This window comes from Dryocola clanedunensis subsp. sulfonylureivorans (assembly GCF_016756775.1).
Taxonomy (GTDB): domain Bacteria; phylum Pseudomonadota; class Gammaproteobacteria; order Enterobacterales; family Enterobacteriaceae; genus Dryocola; species Dryocola clanedunensis.
In genome coordinates this window covers 20096-38766 of the sequence record NZ_JAERMU010000001.1, presented here as the reverse complement: position 1 = coordinate 38766, position 18671 = coordinate 20096, and the positions used below count along the sequence as shown (strand labels likewise).

The following is an 18671-nucleotide window of genomic DNA, read 5'->3' as shown; positions in this document are numbered from 1 at the left end:
AAATCACCTTAATAGCTTTGATATCAATGAGTTAATGTTAACTCAATGAAAAAATGGAAATAACTTTGCCTATTATACACCTAAACTGTTTTAAAGGTGTGTGGAAATGGCGCGGGCCGGGGCGCGCAGCCTTACTGAGCTTTAAAAGCGTGCAGGCGGTTGGTCGCCTTCGTCAGGCCTTCTTTCAGCCAGACTTCCGTGCAGCGTGCCGCTTCGTCTACCGCGTCATCGATAAGCTTCTGCTCGCTGATCGGCGGCTTGCCCAGCACAAAGCCAACAACTTTGTTTTTATCGCCCGGATGACCAATTCCCAGCCGTAAGCGGTGAAAGTTCGGGTTATTGCCCAGTTTGTTAATGATGTCTTTCAGGCCGTTATGGCCGCCGTGCCCGCCACCGAGCTTAAATTTTGCCACGCCAGGCGGCAGATCCAGTTCGTCGTGGGCAACGAGGATTTCGTCCGGCGCGATGCGGAAGAAGGTCGCCATAGCGCTTACGGCTTTACCGCTCAGGTTCATAAACGTGGTCGGCACCAGCAGGCGAACGTCCTCACCGGCCAGGTTAATTCGCGCGGTATAACCAAAAAACTTTGCCTCTTCCTTCAGCGACTGGTTGTGGCGTTCGGCCAGCAGGTCAACGTACCAGGCCCCGGCGTTGTGGCGAGTTGCCGCATATTCCGCGCCTGGGTTTGCCAGGCCGACAATCAATTTAATACTCACGTTTTCCATCCTGAAAGCAGATTCAAGCCGCGTAGTTTACTGCGCCGTAGTCGTGATGACAAAGCGCTTTGCATGTGGAACGGATATTCCGAATAGTTCAAATACGGAACCATTAGAATTTCATGTGATTCAGCAGCTTATTTGTAAACTTTTGTCATACTTTCATTCGTAATTGCGATCGCTATCGCAAATGCTAAGCGGCAGTGTTGTCTATACTTTACACACAAGGAAAGGGGATATTCCCCGCCGACCCAGGAACCATCCGGAGGTGACAGATGAAACGCAGAAACGCTTCGTTGCTCGGTAATATTCTCATGGGGTTGGGGTTGTTTGTCATGGTGGGTGGCGTTGGTTACTCCATTCTGAACCAGTTGCCTCAGTTCAATTTCCCACAAATCTTTGCCCATGGAGCAGTGCTTAGTATCTTTGTAGGTGCAGTGCTCTGGCTGGCCGGTGCGCGAGCCGGTGGTCGTGAACAAGTGTGCGACCGCTACTGGTGGATACGCCATTATGATAAACGCTGCCGCCGCGATGAGCAGCATCGCCACAGTTAAGTATTAAGCGGAATTAAAAAAAGCTCAGCCAAACCGCTGAGCTTTTTTATGTCATTTTGCCAGCGCGGCCTGCACGTCGGCGAAGAAATCCAGCCTGCCGGGAATGGGTTTGACGCCCGCGCGAGCCAGCGTTTTCAGCGGCTGGAATTCAAGATTCGTGACCCGCAATTCACAGCCCTCCGGCAGCTTTGCCACAAAACGCATAAACGCATCCAGTCCGCCCGCGTCCAGCACCGGCACGGCATCCCACTGCAGAATAATGAGATGGTGTTGCTCAACCCGCTGGGCCAGCTGGTTAAACAGCCCTTCGGCAGCGGCAAAGAACAGTGGCCCGGTCACGCGCAGGGCCAGCACACCGTCCGGCGTGGCGATTTTTAACTGTGCCAGTTTAGTTAAGCGGGCAATGCGACGCATAAACAGCAGAGAAGCCAGGACGATCCCCACGCTGATGGCGATGACCATATCAAACAGGACGGTCAGCGACATGCACATTAGCATGACGATGATATCGTCCTTCGGCGCACGCCTCAGCAGCTCCACGACCTTGTGCGCCTCGCTCATGTTCCATGCCACCATCAGCAGCAGCGCGGCCATAGCCGACAGCGGAAGCCATGACAGCAGCGGGGCAAGCACCAGCAGCGCCATGATCACCAGCAGCGAATGGATGATGGCGGCAACGGGAGACGTCGCGCCCGCGCGAACGTTAGCCGCAGAACGCGCAATAGCAGCAGTGGCGGTGATCCCACCAAAGAACGGGGCGATCAGGTTACCCAGCCCCTGGCCGATAAGCTCGCCGTTAGTGTTATGCCTGGTATCCGTCATCCCGTCCAGCACGACGGCACACAGCAGGGACTCAATGGCCCCGAGCATCGCCATTGAAAAGGCGGCGGGAAGCAGGGCGGTCAGTGAATCCCAGCTCAGCGTAAAGCTGGAGTGCGGGATATTCCATGGCAGCATCAGCTGCGGCAGCAGCTGCGGAATGCCGTTGCCCTGGGTGCCGTCTGCCTGCAGGTAATGGAAGCGGGAGCCGATAGTCGCCACGTCCCATCCGGCAAGATGCATCACGCCCATCACGGCACAACCCGCCAGCAGCGCGGGAAGGTGGCCCGGCAGGCGAATGCCCAGGCGCGGCCAGAGGATCAAAACGGCAAGCGTCACGATGCCAGTCACGGCGTCGGCAACATTCAGGCCTGGCATTGCCATCGCCAGCGCGGCGACTTTATTCAGGTAGTGTTCCGGCACGTGCTCAAGCTGCAGACCGAAGAAATCCTTGATCTGCATCGTGGCAATGGTGATGCCAATTCCCGACGTGAAGCCGAGCGTCACCGGCAGCGGAATGTATTCAATCAGGCGGCCAAACCGCGCCAGCCCGAACAGGATCAGGAAAACCCCGGACATGAGCGTGGCGACAAGCAGGCCCGCTACACCAAACTGTTGGGCGACGGGATAAAGGATAACGACAAAGGCGGCGGTTGGCCCTGACACGCTGAAGCGAGAGCCACCGCTTAACGCAATGACAATACCCGCGACGGCGGCCGTATAAAGGCCATACTGCGGAGCGACGCCGCTACCTATAGCCAACGCCATAGCCAGAGGAATGGCGATGATCCCAACGGTAATACCAGCAATGGCATCGCGGCTAAAACGGGACACGGTGTATTTTTCACGCCAGCAGGCGTCGATAAAAGCGCGGAAAGGCAAAACTCGAGAAGATACGTTTTTCACTTGATTCATCCGTGAGCGCATCATCTGTCATAGAGGCAGGTGAAGGAGGCTGTGCTAAAACAGGGAACGTTAAAACGAAAAAACCCGCCGCAGCGGGTTTTAAAAGCGGGCTCGATTAATGTTCGAACATCGCAGAGATTGACTCTTCGTTACTGATACGGCGAATGGCTTCGGCCAGCATACCGGACAGGGTCAGGGTGCGGACGTTAGGCAAGGCTTTGATTTCATCAGACAGTGGAATGGTATCGCAGACAATCACTTCATCAATCACGGAGTTACGCAGGTTATGAACCGCGTTGCCGGAGAAGATTGGGTGAGTGGCGTAAGCGAATACACGTTTTGCACCACGCTCTTTCAGCGCTTCTGCAGCTTTGCACAGGGTACCGCCGGTATCGATCATATCGTCAACCAGCACACAGTCACGGCCGCTCACATCACCAATGATGTGCATAACCTGAGAGACGTTAGCGCGAGGACGACGTTTGTCGATGATAGCCATGTCGGTATCGTTAAGCAGCTTAGCGATAGCTCGAGCACGGACGACACCGCCGATGTCCGGGGAAACCACGATTGGGTTTTCCAGGCCGATCTGCAGCATATCTTCCAGCAGGATTGGGCTACCGAAGACGTTGTCTACCGGCACATCGAAGAAGCCCTGAATCTGTTCTGCGTGCAGGTCCACGGTAAGAACACGGTCAACCCCAACGCTTGAAAGGAAGTCAGCGACAACCTTTGCCGTGATTGGCACACGAGCAGAACGCACGCGGCGGTCCTGACGAGCGTAACCAAAGTAAGGGATAACAGCGGTGATACGACCTGCAGAGGCGCGGCGCAGGGCGTCGACCATAACAACGAGTTCCATCAGGTTGTCATTGGTGGGAGCACAGGTGGACTGGATGATGAAAATATCACCACCGCGTACATTTTCGTTGATTTGTACGCTTACTTCACCGTCGCTAAAACGACCGACGGCGGCGTCACCAAGAGAGGTGTACAGGCGGTTGGCAATACGTTGTGCTAGTTCCGGGGTGGCGTTACCAGCAAAAAGCTTCATATCAGGCACGAGAAAAACCTCAGGCATGCGTCCAGTGGCGGATGGATGCTACCGCAACAATGCGGCAGGTAAGGGTGGGGCAACACCCATCCAGGCGGTGTATAAAGAGCTTGATGCAACGTCTGAAACGAGGTGACGTTGTCACCAATACTCAGCTTGCCCGGATATGGCCTGGTGCAGCGGGGAGAGATTGATGCCTCGCGCAACAAAACCGTGCAGCCATTCCGGGGCTTGCTCAAGCACCTGGCGGGCTGCGGACTCGGTGTTAAATTCAGCAAACACACAAGCGCCGGTGCCAGTCAGGCGCGACGGCGCGTATTCTAACAGCCAGGAAAGCAGCTCATCAACCTTACGAAATCGTTTTCTTGCGATAAGCTCACAATCGTTACTAAATTCACAATTCAGTAACGTTTCAACGGAGCGTTTCGGCGTGTCCCTCGGCAGCTCAGGATCGTTGAAGATAACGGGAGTCGGAATGCTCACGCCGGGGTGGGCAACCAGATACCATTTTTCTTCGGGGTCGACAGGAGTGAGATTCTCGCCAACGCCCTCCGCAAAGGCCGCATGGCCGCGCACAAACACCGGGACGTCCGCTCCTAGCGAAACGCCCAACTCTGCCAGCTGGTCTTCGCTCAACCCGGTTTGCCACAAATGGTTCAGTGCAACCAGCACCGTCGCCGCATTGGAAGAGCCTCCGCCCAGCCCTCCACCCATTGGCAGGCGTTTTTCAACGTCTAAATTTGCTCCGGCTCCGGCTGGCAGCTTGCCCAAACGGCGGGCCTCGTCCTGTAGCAGCAGAGCTGCGCGCACAATCAGATTATCTTCGTCCGCCACGCCATCTATCGGCGTTAGCAGGTTTATTACCCCGTCATGACGCGGCTCGATAGTGATAGTGTCGCCATAGTCCAGAAACTGAAACAGCGTCTGCAGAGTATGGTAGCCGTCTTCTCGACGGCCAGTGATATACAGGAAAAGATTCAGTTTTGCCGGAGACGGCCAGCGGGTCAGCATTAGTTAACGGTCCAGTTATCCATTTTCAGCTTGATGCGCTGGTCGCCTTCGCGCAGTTCCATATTCGACGGCAGGGAGGGCTGCACGTTGTCGTCGTAGTCGTTATAAACCACTTTCCAGGTTTTGCCGTCCTGGGTGTAGTTCACTTCGCTCAGGCGATACTGGCTGTCCAGCTTATAGTCTGTCGCTTCGCCCGGCAGGCCAAGCATCCACTGGCGCAGGCTGTTAAGCGGGATAGGCATCCCGGTCAGCTTGCCAACCATCTCTTCGGCGTCGTCGGCAACGTAATGCTTGCCGTTGCGGTCGGTTAACTGCACCTCGCCCGGTTTGGCATTCAGCTCAAGTTCGGTGCTGCCCAGCGGGTTGGTGAGCAGCAGGCGGTATCTGTCCGCCGCGGTTTGCTGCCAGTTAAAGCGCGCGTAAACTTTTTGGCTATCAGAAAGCCAGGCGAAAGCGCCACGGGTCTGATACTGGGTGATTTTTTGCACTTGTTGCTGGTGTTGCAACCACTGCGGCGAGTCCGGGCTTTTGCCAGGACCGGTAGGTTGGTTGATTGCACACCCTGCCAGAACCAGGCTGGCGAGGGGCAGAAGGCGCATCAGACGGGCTTTTGGCATTAACATAGCGCAACTTATCCTTTTAATTCGTTATTGTAGTCAACCGTTCATGCTAGCGGCGCACAGCCGGGGCGTCTATGGTCAAGTTATCCTAAATCAAAAATTGACCTGCTACCCCACAAAGGGTGGCTCTCTTTTATTGACCGCCCGCATCCTGTATGATGCGCCCAGAAATCCTTATCAACATCGGTATTACTCAGACCGCTCAATGACCCTGTTAGCGCTAGGCATCAACCACAAAACTGCACCTATATCGCTGCGAGAACGCGTTACGTTTTCGCCGGACACGCTCGACCAGGCTTTAGGTAGCCTGCTTGAACAGCCGAGCGTACAGGGCGGGGTAGTGCTGTCTACGTGCAACCGCACCGAACTTTATCTGAGCGTGGAAGAGCAGGAAAACCTTCAAGAACAGCTGGTGCGCTGGCTGTGCAATTACCACAACCTCAACGAAGAGGATGTGCGTAAAAGCCTCTACTGGCACCATGATAATCACGCCGTCAGCCATTTGATGCGCGTGGCCAGCGGGCTGGATTCTCTGGTTCTCGGCGAGCCGCAGATTTTAGGCCAGGTGAAAAAGGCGTTTGCCGATTCGCAAAAAGGCCACTCGCTCTCCAGCGAGCTGGAGCGCATGTTCCAGAAATCCTTCTCCGTTGCTAAACGCGTGCGTACCGAAACCGAAATCGGCGCCAGCGCCGTATCCGTGGCGTTTGCCGCCTGTACGCTTGCCCGGCAAATCTTCGAATCGCTCTCAACGGTTACCGTGCTGCTGGTCGGCGCGGGCGAAACCATTGAGCTGGTTGCCCGGCATCTGCGCGAGCACAACGTGAAGAAGATGGTTATCGCTAACCGTACCCGCGAGCGTGCCCAGGTCCTTGCCGATGAGGTTGGTGCAGAGGTTATCGGCCTGAGCGACATTGATGAGCGCCTGCGTGACGCCGATATTATTATCAGCTCCACCGCCAGCCCGCTGCCGATCATTGGTAAAGGGATGGTCGAGCGCGCCCTGAAAGCGCGTCGTAACCAGCCGATGCTGCTGGTGGATATTGCCGTACCGCGCGATGTCGAGCCGGAGGTGGGTAAGCTTGCCAACGCCTACTTATATAGCGTTGATGATTTGCAGGCGATTATTCAGAGCAACCTCGCCCAGCGCAAAGCTGCCGCTGTGGAAGCAGAAACCATCGTCGAGCAGGAGTGCAGTGAATTTATGGCCTGGCTGCGCGCGCAGAGCGCAACCGAGACCATCCGCGATTACCGCAGCCAGGCGGAGCTGATTCGCGACGACCTGGCCGGCAAGGCGCTTGCCGCACTCTCTCAGGGTGCCGACGCCGAAACTGTTCTACAGGATCTGGCCTGGAAGTTAACCAACCGCCTGATCCACGCACCAACCAAATCACTTGCGCAGGCTGCCCGTGACGGGGATGACGAACGCCTGCAGATCCTTCGTAACAGCCTCGGGCTGGATTAGCACAACAACTCTTATTACAAGGTGATACACCGCCCATGAAGCCTTCTATTGTTGCCAAACTGGAAGCCTTGCAGGAGCGCCATGAAGAAGTTCAGGCCCTGCTAGGAGACGCAACCACCATCGCCGATCAGGACCGCTTTCGCGCGCTTTCCCGTGAATATGCCCAGCTGAGCGATGTCTCGCGTTGTTTCCTGCAATGGCGCCAGGTTCAGGAAGATATTGAAACCGCCCAGAGCATGCTCGACGACCCGGAAATGCGCGAAATGGCGCAGGAAGAGCTCAACGAGGCGAAAAGCGCCAGCGAAGCGTTAGAGCAGCAGTTGCAGGTCCTGCTGCTGCCAAAAGATCCTGATGATGAGCGTAATGCTTTCGTGGAAGTTCGCGCCGGGACCGGCGGTGACGAAGCGGCGCTGTTCGCAGGCGATCTTTTCCGTATGTACAGCCGCTACGCGGAATCCCGCCGCTGGAAAGTGGAAATCATGAGCGCCAACGAAGGTGAACACGGTGGCTTTAAAGAAGTTATCGCTAAAATCAGCGGCGAGGGCGTCTACGGCCGTCTGAAGTTTGAATCTGGCGGCCACCGCGTGCAGCGTGTTCCGGCTACGGAATCGCAGGGGCGTATTCACACCTCCGCGTGTACCGTTGCCGTGATGCCGGAAATCCCGGAAGCAGAGCTGCCGGATATCAACCCGGGCGATTTGCGAATCGATACCTTCCGCTCGTCAGGCGCAGGCGGTCAGCACGTTAACACCACCGACTCCGCTATTCGTATTACTCACCTGCCAACTGGTATCGTCGTTGAGTGCCAGGACGAGCGTTCTCAGCACAAAAACAAAGCGAAGGCGCTTTCCGTTCTCGGCTCGCGTATTCGTGCGGCAGAAATGGCTAAGCGCCAGCAGGAAGAAGCCTCAACGCGCCGTAATCTGCTGGGCAGCGGCGACCGTTCCGACCGTAACCGTACCTACAACTTCCCGCAGGGCCGCGTGACCGATCACCGCATCAATATTACGCTCTACCGTCTCGATGAAGTGATGGAAGGCAAAATCGACGGGCTGATTGAGCCTATCGTGCAGGAATACCAGGCCGACCAGCTGGCGGCGCTTTCCGAGCAGGATTAATGGATTTTCAGCAGTGGCTTAAGCAGGGGATAGCCCAACTAGTTGAGAGCGAAAGTCCGCGTCGCGACGCGGAAATTCTGCTTGGGTTTGTCACGGGTAAGGCCCGCACGTTCATTCTGGCCTTTGGTGAGACGGTGCTTACGGCAGCGCAGGAACAGCAGCTCGATGAACTGCTGTCACGTCGTGTACGCGGCGAGCCTGTCGCGCATCTGGTCGGGGAGCGAGAGTTCTGGTCGCTACCCCTGCGCGTTTCCCCCGTCACGCTTATTCCCCGCCCGGATACCGAATGCCTGGTTGAGCAGGCCCTGGCCCGCATGCCCGATGAGCCTTGTGCCGTGCTCGATCTCGGTACGGGGACGGGGGCGATTGCCCTTGCCCTCGCCAGCGAACGCCCTGACTGTTCCGTTACCGCTCTGGATCTCATTCCCGAAGCCGTAGAGCTTGCCCGCGAGAATGCCGTTCGGCTTGGCATTACCAATGTCAGGGTCTTGCAAAGCAATTGGTTTAGTGCGCTCAATACGCAGCGTTTTTCGATTATTGTCAGCAATCCGCCTTATATCGACGGCAACGATCCGCATCTTGCCCAGGGCGATGTGCGTTTTGAGCCGCTGAGCGCGCTGGTTGCTGAGAACCAGGGCCTGGCAGATTTACACACGCTGGTTGAGTCATCCCGACAGTATCTTGAATCCGGCGGCTGGCTGCTGCTGGAGCACGGCTGGCAACAGGCGAAGCAGGTACAGCACCTGTTTAGCGCCGCTGGTTTTGTTGACGTGCAGACCTGTCAGGACTATGGCGGCAACGATCGTCTGACTCTGGGACGTTATAACTAAGATAAGGAACGCTTTTGATGGCAACTTACTTTGCGCTCAAGCACTTGCATATTTTGACAGCCATCATTTCGGTGAGCCTGTTTGTACTACGCTACTGGTGGCAGTATCGCGAAAGCACCCTGTCCAACAAGCGCTGGGTGCGCATTGTGCCGCATATCAACGACACGCTGTTGCTGGGCAGCGGTATTGCACTGGTGATGATGACGCATTTCTATCCGTTCACTCCGCAAGGGACGTGGCTGACTGAGAAACTGTTTGGCGTTATCATCTACATCGTTTTGGGTTTTATTGTGCTGGGCCGACGTCCGCGCAGCCAACAGGTTCGTCTGTTTGCCTTCCTGCTGGCGCTGGTGGTGCTCTACATCATCGTTAAACTCGCCACCACAAAAATACCGTTATTGGGGTTTGTATGAGTCCGTTAGCCGATTTTGAATTCAATCAGGCGCCGTTATGTGAGGGGATGATTTTAGTTTCGCAGGTGATCCGGGAAGATTTTCCCGTTGCGGAAGTCCGCACGCAGCTGGAACAGTTAGTCCGTCAGGCGCGGGAAGATATCTGCGAGGCAGATGATGCCGACCAGCAGCTTGAAAAGCTGCTTGAACTGTTTTACGGCGAATGGGGTTTCAAAGATGCAGGCGGTGTTTACCGTCTTTCAGACGCATTGTGGCTGGATCAGGTATTGAAAAATCGCCGTGGCAGCGCGGTGTCACTGGGTGCCATCCTGTTGTGGGTGGCGGAAAGCCTGGATATCCCGCTGATGCCGGTTATCTTCCCGACGCAGCTTATTCTGCGCGGTGACTGGCTCGACGGTGAAATGTGGCTAATTAACCCGTTCAACGGCGACACGCTTGACGAACACACGCTGGAAGTGTGGCTGAAGGGTAACATCAACCCAAGCGCTGAACTGTTTGAAGAAGATCTTGATGAGGCCGATAACGCCGAGGTGATCCGCAAACTGCTCGACACGCTGAAATCTTCACTGATGGAAGAGCGGCAGATGGAGCTGGCATTGCGGGCGAGTGAAGCCCTGCTGCAGTTCAACCCGGAAGATCCGTACGAAATCCGCGACCGCGGCCTGATTTACGCCCAACTCGACTGCGAGCACGTGGCGCTCAGCGATCTCAGCTATTTCGTTGAGCAGTGCCCTGAAGACCCGGTCAGCGAAATGATCAAGGCGCAAATTAACTCGATTTCGCATAAGCAGATTACCCTGCACTGATGCTAAATTTTTACATGTTTCCCAATAAGGCGAGATAAAGATGGAACAAAAAGTGGTTAAGATTGGCGATATCAAGGTCGCAAACGACCTGCCATTTGTGCTGTTCGGCGGCATGAACGTGCTGGAGTCGCGCGATCTCGCGATGCGTATCTGCGAACACTACGTGACCGTAACCCAGAAGCTGGGTATCCCTTACGTGTTCAAAGCCTCGTTCGACAAAGCTAACCGTTCATCTATTCACTCTTACCGTGGCCCAGGTCTGGAAGAGGGGATGAAGATTTTCCAGGAGCTGAAGCAAACCTTCGGCGTGAAGATCATCACCGACGTGCATGAAGCAAGCCAGGCGCAGCCTGTTGCTGACGTGGTCGACGTTATCCAGCTGCCAGCGTTCCTGGCTCGCCAGACCGACCTGGTTGAAGCGATGGCGAAAACCGGTGCGGTTATCAACGTTAAGAAACCTCAGTTTGTCAGCCCGGGCCAGATGGGTAACATCGTTGATAAATTCCAGGAAGGCGGCAACGACCAGATCATCCTGTGTGACCGCGGTGCGAACTTCGGCTATGACAACCTTGTCGTTGACATGCTGGGCTTCAGCGTAATGAAGCAAGTTTCCAACGGTTCCCCGGTTATCTTCGACGTGACCCACGCGCTGCAGTGCCGTGACCCGTTTGGCTCAGCATCCAGCGGTCGTCGCGCTCAGGTTACCGAGCTGGCACGTGCCGGTATGGCAACCGGTCTGGCTGGCCTGTTCATCGAAGCCCACCCGGACCCGGAAAACGCACGCTGCGACGGCCCGTCCGCGCTGCCGCTGGCGAAGCTTGAGCCGTTCCTCAAGCAGATCAAAGCGATTGACGATCTGGTGAAGGGATTCGAGCCGCTGGATACCAGCCACTAAGTCAGCTTTCGTAGGTTGGATAAGCGGCGCGTCATCCGACAACGCCAAAGTAAAAAGCCCTTATCTCGCGATAAGGGCTTTTTTATGTCCGGGGCAAAATCAGGCAAATATCGTCATCAGATAAGCGGCGAACAGCGCAAGGTGAGCCGTCCCGTTCAGCACGTTGGTGCGGCCCGTCGAAAATGAAATCTGGCACAACACCAGCGAGGTCAGCATCACCACCATTTCCGGTTTGCCGAGGCCGAAGATCAGGTCGTTATCTGTCAGCATCGCAATCAGCGTTACCGCAGGCACGGTCAGTGAAATCGTTGCCAGCACGGAGCCAAAGAACAGGTTCATGGCGCGCTGCACCTGATTGTTCAGCACCGCCCTCAGCGCCCCCAGTCCTTCCGGGGAGAGGATCAACAACGCAACCAGGAAGCCGGTGAACTGCGCCGGGGCATTGAGCGTGCCCAGCAGCGACTCCAGCGGGCCAGCGTTCATTTTGGTGACGGCGATAACCGCCACCAGATGGACAATCAGCCAGGCTGCATGCCAGGTGCTGCTGTGCGCCGACGGCTTGCCGTGGTGCGGGTCATCGTCGTCGGCCTCATCTTCATGCTCGTAGACAAACAGGCTCTGGTGCGTTTTGGTCTGGATAAGCAGAAACACGCCGTACATGGCCGCAGAGATTGCCGCCGCCATCAGCGCCTGCCCGGTGCTGAAATTGCCTTCCGGCAGGGCCGTCGGGAGCACCAGCACAATCACCGCCAGCGGGAACAGCGCTATCAGGTACTGTTTGATGCCGAACAGATTCATGTACTGGGTAGCGAATTTTCGACCGCCCAGCAGCAGGGAGAAGCCCACCAGGCCGCCGGTAACAATCATAATGATGGAGTAGAGCGTGTCGCGCATCAGCGTCGGCGCGGCGTCACCCGTTGCCATTAAAGCGGAGATGAGGCTGACTTCAAGAATAACGACGGAAAGGCTGAGAATTAATGAGCCGTAAGGTTCACCCAGGCGGTGGGCGAGAACGTCAGCGTGGCGTACTACACTAAAGGCGCTGCTTAAGATACCGACCAGGGCAAGAATGTTGATGCCCACCACCACCGGCAGCGACTGACCCGATCCCCACACGGCCAGTACCGCCAGCGCCAGAATCGGGAAAATGAGAGAACTCTCCTTATGGCGGGTTTTCACCGCCTCATGTGTTGTTTTTGTCATTCAGATACTCCATCTCCACAGGTGATAAGCAATTTCTTTATTATAGTCATAGTTTTTTACGGTATTAATATAGCAATAAATAGCAACACCTCGGGAAAATTTACCTATTTTTACGGCTTTAATATGGTTCTTGCTTAAGTTGGTCATAATAAATGATTACTGTTAAATAACCATTTAAAAACAGCGTGATAAAATTATATTTTTTTTAAAATTTATCAAAAGTTGGCGGTAACACTCTGCATGTTTCACACTTAACGTTTACCCACGCAGGAGAGAATGCTATGCCATACAAAAGCAAAAGTGACCTTCCAGACAGCGTACAAAACTTTCTGCCCGCCCACGCGCAGGATATCTATAAAGAGGCGTTTAACAGCGCATGGGATGAATACAAGGACAAAGAGGATCGCAAGGGGGATGCCAGCCGGGAAGAAACCTCCCATAAGGTCGCCTGGGCCGCCGTGAAGCATCAGTATGAAAAGGGCGACGACGACAAATGGCACAGGAAAAAGTAGCGCTGCATAATTGAATGTATTTGCTTCACTTTCCCCATTCCCTCCCTCAGCCTGGCAGGTTTTGATGACATTTTTATTATTTTGTGATCGCCATCAAACTTGCCAGCGACCCGCTAATTGCTTATCGTCAGCAAAATGCTGCTCTATAAGTGAGCAGTAAATAAAGCCGGGAAGGCGCATCTGACGTAGTCACAGGGAAGTATGCAGTGGCGGAGGTGTATGGTGTTAACGCGTGATTTCTTGTTGAAAGCGGATTGCAAAACGGCATTTGGTTCCATTGAGGAGTCGTTGCTGTGGTCCCCGGAACAGCGTTCGGCTTCTCTTGCGGCAACGCTTGCCTGTCGTCCCGACCAGAGCCCGGTATGGATTTTTGGCTACGGCTCCTTAATGTGGAACCCGGCGTTCGAATTCGAAGAGTCAGCACCCGGCACGCTGGTCGGCTGGCATCGCGCCTTCTGCCTGCGCCTGACGGCCGGGCGAGGCACCGCCTGCCAGCCGGGTAGAATGCTGGCGCTGAAAGAGGGGGGCCGCACCACCGGCCTGGCGTACCGTCTGCCGGAAGCGATTCTGGAAGAGGAGCTGACGCTGGTCTGGAAGCGCGAAATGATCACCGGCTGCTACCTGCCGACCTGGTGCCGGCTTGAGCTGGACGATGGCCGCACCGTCAACGCGCTGGTTTTTATTATGGATCCCCGCCACCCGCTGTATGAAGCCGATACCCGCGCACAAATCATCGCGCCGCTTATCGCCGCCGCCAGCGGCCCGCTGGGCACCAATGCCCAGTATCTGTTCTCCCTTGAACAGGAGCTTAAAAATCGCGGCATGCACGACGACTGCCTGGACGAGCTGGTCAATCAGGTTCGCGACTGGCTCCGGAAACCGGAGCAGGAAGGCGGCAGCTTTGAGCCGGGGTTTGCCGCCCCCTGATTTAAAAGGTCAGGACTTTATCGGCCTGCAGCGTCCATTCGGCCAGCTCCACCAGCGTGCCGATAGCCACGCCGTCCGCCAGCGGGAGGCTGGAGATACCCCGCCCGTCGGCACAGGTTTTACAGAGTTTCACCGGCACGTCCTGCGCGGTAAGGATCTCCAGCATCTGCTGGATGTTATACCCCTCGACGGGCCTCTGGCCCTGCAGCCCGGCGGTGACGGCATCCGACATTAAAAACAGCTTAAGCTCGGGTGCCTCCGGCTGGTCGCGCAGGGCAATAGCCAGCCGCAGGCTGTTGAACAAAGACTCGCTGCCGTAGGCGGCCCCGTTGGCGATAATCACTATTTTCTGCATTTTTCTCTCCTTTTCTCCTTAAGGCACGACTTTTGCTTCGCTAAAGGATATCAGCGGCAAGAGCCTTTCAGGAGCGTTTATGAATCCCACTGCCCACAACTTTCTGCTTATTGCTAAGGCACGGGAGCGCGCACAGCTCCAGGATCTGCTGCAAATAGGGCAGCTTACCGGGCGGATCGCGAAGCTGGCCCATATGCTACAGCGCGAACGCGGAGCCTCCAATATCTGGCTGTGTTCCGGGGGCCGCCAGTTTGGCGAAGTACGTCTCGATTATGCGCAGGAAGTTGACCAGCAAATCGCCTGCTTTCAGCAGAGCCTGCTGCAGCCGGATTACCTTCCCGGCAGCGGGCTGGTCGCCAGCCTTGCCTGCGCCTTGTACTCCCTTGAACAGCTTGCGGCGCTGCGCGAGCGAATCGCCAGCCGGCAAATTGACCCTGTCGAAGCCATGGAGCAGTTCAACACCACGCTGAGGCACTTACTGTGCATCGTCCCGCAAACCAGCAGCGCGGTGGACGAACCGGGCGTGGCGCGGGCGCTGGCCACCTTATTCAGCTTTATGCAGGGCAAGGAGCTGGCGGGGCAGGAACGGGCAATTGGCGCGCTCGGCTTCACCCGAGGCGAATTTGACGAAGCGCTGCGCCAGCAGCTGGTGGACAGAATAGACGGCCAGCAGCACTGTTTTGAGACCTTCTACAGCATGGCGGACGAGCCGCTGCGCGAACGGTATCGCAGCTGCGCCGAACCCTGCCGGGAAATGGAGCAGCTCAGGCGACAGGCCTGCACCAGGCTTAACCGGGCGGAAGATGCATCAGCGCTTGTTTCGCGCTGGTTCACCCTGCTGACAGCCCGCATTGATGCGCTGAGGGACATAGAAGAAACGCTGATCCATAACGTTCTGGCTCAGGCACAGCGCGCGCTGGGGCAGGCGCTGAACGAGCCGGATGCCAGCGACGACGAGATGGCGAATTTGATCGCGGGAGCCAAAGAGGCCCGGCCAGGCGACCATTATCTCGACCGCCATCTGCTGGTGCTTGTCCGCCAGCAGGCGCAGCAGCTGGAGTCTATGGCCCGCAGGCTCGCCTCGCTGGAGACCACGCTCGCTGACCGCAAGGTTATTGAAAAGGCGAAAGGGCTGCTGATCCGCCATCAGGGCTACAGCGAAGAGCAGGCCTGGCAGGCGCTGCGTAAAATGGCGATGAACCAGAATAAGCGCATGGTTGAAGTGGCTGGGGCGATGGTGGCCGTGGCAGATATCTGGACGCTACCCCCAAAGGAGTAGCTGCACAGAGAATGGGCATTTCATGCATTTTCCTGGTGCGTATTTACCCGCATTAAGCATAAAAATGCCGGAATCATCGGGTTTATAAGCTGGCACGCAGGTTGCATTACTCCTTTAACAATATGGTTTTCTCAGGCTTCCCCAACGGCGGGGCGGGCCTGGCCGGACAAAGGCGTCCTTCAGTGTATTCCCACACTGACGGGCGCTTTTTTTTTTACTTTTTTTCAGGAGCAGGCCGATGGGTGACAACGCAACAACGCTTTCCCGCCGACGATTCTTACAGGCAGGCGCCGCGCTGGGCGGGGCTTATTTACTGCCTGGCCTGATGAATGCCGCATGGGCGGCGGGCAGCGACGGGCCGGAGCAGGAAACTGTGAAGGTGGGTTTTATCCCGCTAACCGACTGCGCCTCCATCGTGATGGCCTCGGTGAAGGGCTTCGACAAAAAACACGGCATAACGATTGTGCCGAGCAAAGAGGCGAGCTGGGCGGCGGTGCGCGACAAGCTGGTCTCCGGCGAGCTGGATGCGGCCCACGTTCTGTACGGCCTGATCTACGGCCTTGAGCTGGGCATCGCGGGCAAACAGCAGGCGATGGCAAACCTGATGACGCTCAACAATAACGGCCAGGCCATTACGGTGGCCATGGAGCTGACGAAGCAGGGCGTCACCGATGCCGCGAGCCTGAAAAAGCTGATCGCCGCCAGCGCGCCCGGTACGTTCACCTTCGCCCACACGTTCCCGTCGGGGACCCACGCCATGTGGCTCTATTACTGGCTGGCCGCCGCCGGGATCCATCCGTTCAACGACGTCCGCACCGTGGTCGTCCCGCCGCCGCAGATGGTGATGAACATGCGTATCGGCAATATGAGCGGCTACTGCGTGGGGGAACCCTGGAACCAGCGGGCCATCAACGACGGCATCGGCTTTACGGCGGCAACCTCCCAGTCCATCTGGGCCGATCATCCCGAAAAGATTCTGGGCACGCGCAGCGCATGGGTTGACCAGAATCCTAATACCGCCCGCGCGCTGGTGGCATCCGTGCTTGAGGCTTCCCGCTGGATAGATGCCAGTGAGGCAAACCGCCGCGAAACCGCCAGCGTGCTTGCCGGGCGAGCTTACCTGAATACTAAAGTCGGCTACCTCACCCCGCGCATGCTCGGCGAATACGACAACGGGCTGGGTAAAAAATGGCACGACGACCACGGCATGCAGTTTTTCCGCGACGGAGAGGTGAACTACCCGTGGCTCTCGGACGGCATGTGGTTCCTGACCCAGCACCGCCGCTGGGGCCTGCTGGATAGCGATCCTGATTATTTAGCCGTCGCCACGCGCATCAACCGTCTTGATATTTACCGGCAGGCCGCCGCGGCCGCAGGCAACGTAGCCGTGCCTGCCAGCACGATGCGCGCCAGCACGCTCATGGACGGCAGCCAATGGGACGGCAGCAACCCTGCCGCCTACGCAGCAAGCTTCGCCATAAAACGTTGAGGGAAAATATGATGAATCCACAGGCCCATAAAACAGCAGAACAAGACGCAGCGCCGCCGGTGGCAGAAGTGATTATCCTGCCGCCGGTAACGGTTCGCCGACGTAAACCGTGGTGGCGGCAGGCCAGCCGGAGCCTGCTGGAACGGCTGATCCCGGCAGGGCTGGGCATGGCGCTGCTGCTGGTTGGCTGGCAAATTGCCGCCGTCACCAGCAAAGGTTTCCCCACGCCGCTCAGCACGCTCGACTCCGCCATGTCCCTGTTCGCCGACCCGTTTTATAACGCCGGGCCAAACGATATGGGCATCGGCTGGAACGTGCTCGCTTCCCTGCAGCGCGTGGCGGTGGGCTTTGGCCTGGCGGCGCTGGTCGGGATCCCGGCAGGCTTTCTGATTGGCCGTTTCACCTTTATGGGCAGAATGTTCAATCCGGTTATCGCCCTGCTGCGGCCGGTCAGCCCGCTGGCCTGGCTGCCTATCGGCCTGCTGCTGTTCCAGAAGGCCGAACCGGCCTCGGGCTGGACCATTTTTATCTGTTCTATCTGGCCGATGATCATCAATACCGCCGAAGGGGTGAAGCGCATCCCGGAGGATTATCACAACGTGGCGCGCGTGCTGCAGCTCTCCGAGTGGACGGTGATGCGCCGCATCTTATTCCCTGCGGTCCTGCCCGCCGTGCTGACCGGCGTCCGGCTCTCTATCGGCATCGCCTGGCTGGTGATCGTCGCGGCGGAAATGCTCACCGGCGGGCTGGGGATCGGCTTCTGGATCTGGAACGAGTGGAACAACCTCAACGTCGAAAACATCCTGATCGCGATTGTCATCATCGGCGTTGTGGGGCTGCTGCTTGAGCAGGGGCTGATGTGGCTCGCCCGCCGCTTCAGCTGGCAGGAAAAATAAGGGGATAACCATGAAAAAAATCATTCAGCTGCAAAACGTCAGCCAGCGCTTCTCCACCGCCAGCGGTGAGTTCCTGGCCTTAAGCAACGTCAGTTTCGATATCCATGAGGGGGAAACCATCAGCCTGATCGGCCACTCCGGCTGCGGCAAGTCCACGCTGCTTAATCTGATTGCGGGCATCACGCTGCCTTCCGAAGGCGGGCTGCTGTGCGACAACCGGGAGATAGCAGGCCCGGGCCCGGATCGCGCAGTGGTCTTTCAGAACCACTCTCTGCTGCCGTGGATGACCTGCTTTGAGAACGTTGCGCTGGCGGTGGACAAGGTTTTCAGCCGCACCATGAGCCGTGCCGAACGCCGGGAGTGGATCGTTCACAACCTGGAGCGCGTGCAGATGGGCCACGCGATAAACAAACATCCCGGGGAGATTTCCGGCGGCATGAAGCAGCGGGTGGGCATCGCGCGGGCGCTGGCCATGAAGCCGAAGGTTCTGCTGATGGATGAGCCTTTCGGCGCGCTGGACGCGCTGACCCGGGCGCACCTGCAGGACACGGTGATGCACATCCAGCAGGAGCTGCAAACGACCATCGTACTGATAACGCACGATGTGGACGAAGCCGTGCTGCTCTCCGACCGCGTGCTGATGATGACCAACGGCCCGGCGGCTACGGTTGGCGAGACGCTGCAGGTTGACCTGCCTCGACCACGCAGCCGGGTTGCCCTTGCGGAGGACGGACGCTACCACCATCTGCGCCAGCAGGTGCTGCGTTTCCTCTATGAAAAGCAGCCTAAGGCCGCCTGAGGAGCCG

20 protein-coding genes are annotated in these 18671 nt (G+C 57.1%); 13 read left to right on the top strand and 7 right to left on the bottom strand.

Annotated features, from left to right (window positions below; translation table 11 throughout):
• Positions 1 to 131: 131 nt before the first annotated feature.
• A complete protein-coding gene (gene pth / locus HYQ67_RS00155; protein WP_202300530.1) occupies positions 132 to 716 on the bottom strand; it encodes an aminoacyl-tRNA hydrolase in 585 nt (194 codons plus the stop codon).
• Positions 717 to 991: 275 nt separating this feature from the next.
• On the opposite strand from pth, the gene ychH reads away from it, so the two are divergent.
• A complete protein-coding gene (ychH, locus tag HYQ67_RS00150) occupies positions 992 to 1270 on the top strand; it encodes a stress-induced protein YchH (RefSeq protein ID WP_202300528.1) in 279 nt (92 codons plus the stop codon).
• 51 nt (positions 1271 to 1321) lie between these two features.
• On the opposite strand, the gene dauA is transcribed toward ychH, so the two are convergent.
• The 4 genes from dauA to lolB form a co-directional block, all read right to left on the bottom strand.
• On the bottom strand, positions 1322 to 2995 hold the full coding sequence (dauA, locus tag HYQ67_RS00145; RefSeq protein WP_431355421.1) for a C4-dicarboxylic acid transporter DauA: 1674 nt from the start codon (positions 2993 to 2995) through the stop codon (positions 1322 to 1324).
• A 115-nt stretch (positions 2996 to 3110) separates the two neighbouring features.
• The gene (gene prs, locus HYQ67_RS00140; protein WP_008454180.1) at positions 3111 to 4058 is read right to left on the bottom strand and encodes a ribose-phosphate diphosphokinase; all 948 of its coding nucleotides are present in this window, start codon (positions 4056 to 4058) and stop codon (positions 3111 to 3113) included.
• A 132-nt stretch (positions 4059 to 4190) separates the two neighbouring features.
• On the bottom strand, positions 4191 to 5060 hold the full coding sequence (gene ispE / locus HYQ67_RS00135; RefSeq protein ID WP_202300524.1) for a 4-(cytidine 5'-diphospho)-2-C-methyl-D-erythritol kinase: 870 nt from the start codon (positions 5058 to 5060) through the stop codon (positions 4191 to 4193).
• Positions 5060 to 5683, bottom strand: a complete 624-nt coding sequence (lolB, locus tag HYQ67_RS00130; RefSeq protein WP_202300522.1) for a lipoprotein insertase outer membrane protein LolB — start codon at positions 5681 to 5683, stop codon at positions 5060 to 5062. Before lolB ends, ispE begins: the two co-directional genes overlap by 1 nt.
• Positions 5684 to 5885: 202 nt before the next feature.
• On the opposite strand from lolB, the gene hemA reads away from it, so the two are divergent.
• From hemA to kdsA, 6 genes are read left to right on the top strand one after another with little or no spacing between them, the layout of a single operon-like run.
• Positions 5886 to 7142, top strand: a complete 1257-nt coding sequence (hemA, locus tag HYQ67_RS00125; RefSeq protein ID WP_202300520.1) for a glutamyl-tRNA reductase — start codon at positions 5886 to 5888, stop codon at positions 7140 to 7142.
• 35 nt (positions 7143 to 7177) lie between these two features.
• Positions 7178 to 8260 carry a peptide chain release factor 1 gene (gene prfA, locus HYQ67_RS00120; protein WP_202300518.1) on the top strand — a complete coding sequence of 361 codons (1083 nt, stop codon included), beginning with the start codon at positions 7178 to 7180 and terminating at the stop codon, positions 8258 to 8260.
• The gene (prmC, locus tag HYQ67_RS00115) at positions 8260 to 9090 is read left to right on the top strand and encodes a peptide chain release factor N(5)-glutamine methyltransferase (RefSeq protein WP_202300516.1); all 831 of its coding nucleotides are present in this window, start codon (positions 8260 to 8262) and stop codon (positions 9088 to 9090) included. Before prfA ends, prmC begins: the two co-directional genes overlap by 1 nt.
• A gap of 17 nt (positions 9091 to 9107) precedes the next feature.
• Positions 9108 to 9503 carry a SirB2 family protein gene (locus HYQ67_RS00110; protein ID WP_202300514.1) on the top strand — a complete coding sequence of 132 codons (396 nt, stop codon included), beginning with the start codon at positions 9108 to 9110 and terminating at the stop codon, positions 9501 to 9503.
• Positions 9500 to 10309 (top strand): invasion regulator SirB1, encoded by an 810-nt coding sequence (gene sirB1 / locus HYQ67_RS00105; protein WP_202300512.1) that lies wholly within the window; start codon positions 9500 to 9502, stop codon positions 10307 to 10309. Before HYQ67_RS00110 ends, sirB1 begins: the two co-directional genes overlap by 4 nt.
• Before the next feature lie 40 nt (positions 10310 to 10349).
• Positions 10350 to 11204: a 3-deoxy-8-phosphooctulonate synthase gene (gene kdsA, locus HYQ67_RS00100; protein WP_202300510.1), complete on the top strand. Its 855-nt coding sequence runs from the start codon at positions 10350 to 10352 to the stop codon at positions 11202 to 11204.
• 99 nt (positions 11205 to 11303) lie between these two features.
• Here kdsA and chaA read toward each other — a convergent pair whose 3' ends face one another.
• Positions 11304 to 12407, bottom strand: a complete 1104-nt coding sequence (gene chaA, locus HYQ67_RS00095; RefSeq protein ID WP_202300508.1) for a sodium-potassium/proton antiporter ChaA — start codon at positions 12405 to 12407, stop codon at positions 11304 to 11306.
• 281 nt (positions 12408 to 12688) lie between these two features.
• Between chaA and chaB the strand changes: the two genes are divergently transcribed.
• Both chaB and HYQ67_RS00085 read left to right on the top strand, forming a co-directional pair.
• Positions 12689 to 12919: a putative cation transport regulator ChaB gene (gene chaB / locus HYQ67_RS00090; protein WP_202300506.1), complete on the top strand. Its 231-nt coding sequence runs from the start codon at positions 12689 to 12691 to the stop codon at positions 12917 to 12919.
• A 222-nt stretch (positions 12920 to 13141) separates the two neighbouring features.
• Positions 13142 to 13846, top strand: coding sequence for a gamma-glutamylcyclotransferase (locus HYQ67_RS00085; protein ID WP_202301037.1), 705 nt, complete (start codon positions 13142 to 13144; stop codon positions 13844 to 13846).
• 1 nt (position 13847) lies between these two features.
• Here the strand turns inward: HYQ67_RS00085 and HYQ67_RS00080 are convergent, their stop codons facing one another.
• Positions 13848 to 14201 carry a DsrE/DsrF/TusD sulfur relay family protein gene (locus HYQ67_RS00080; protein ID WP_202300504.1) on the bottom strand — a complete coding sequence of 118 codons (354 nt, stop codon included), beginning with the start codon at positions 14199 to 14201 and terminating at the stop codon, positions 13848 to 13850.
• A gap of 79 nt (positions 14202 to 14280) precedes the next feature.
• On the opposite strand from HYQ67_RS00080, the gene HYQ67_RS00075 reads away from it, so the two are divergent.
• The 4 genes from HYQ67_RS00075 (at position 14281) to HYQ67_RS00060 (ending at position 18664) form a co-directional block, all read left to right on the top strand.
• Complete coding sequence (locus HYQ67_RS00075) at positions 14281 to 15480, top strand: nitrate- and nitrite sensing domain-containing protein (protein WP_202300502.1); 1200 nt, start codon at positions 14281 to 14283, stop codon at positions 15478 to 15480.
• 238 nt (positions 15481 to 15718) lie between these two features.
• Positions 15719 to 16969: a CmpA/NrtA family ABC transporter substrate-binding protein gene (locus tag HYQ67_RS00070; RefSeq protein ID WP_202300500.1), complete on the top strand. Its 1251-nt coding sequence runs from the start codon at positions 15719 to 15721 to the stop codon at positions 16967 to 16969.
• Between the two features lie 11 nt (positions 16970 to 16980).
• Positions 16981 to 17865: a nitrate ABC transporter permease gene (gene ntrB / locus HYQ67_RS00065; RefSeq protein WP_237391032.1), complete on the top strand. Its 885-nt coding sequence runs from the start codon at positions 16981 to 16983 to the stop codon at positions 17863 to 17865.
• 10 nt (positions 17866 to 17875) lie between these two features.
• Complete coding sequence (locus HYQ67_RS00060; protein ID WP_202300497.1) at positions 17876 to 18664, top strand: ABC transporter ATP-binding protein; 789 nt, start codon at positions 17876 to 17878, stop codon at positions 18662 to 18664.
• Positions 18665 to 18671 lie beyond the last annotated feature (7 nt).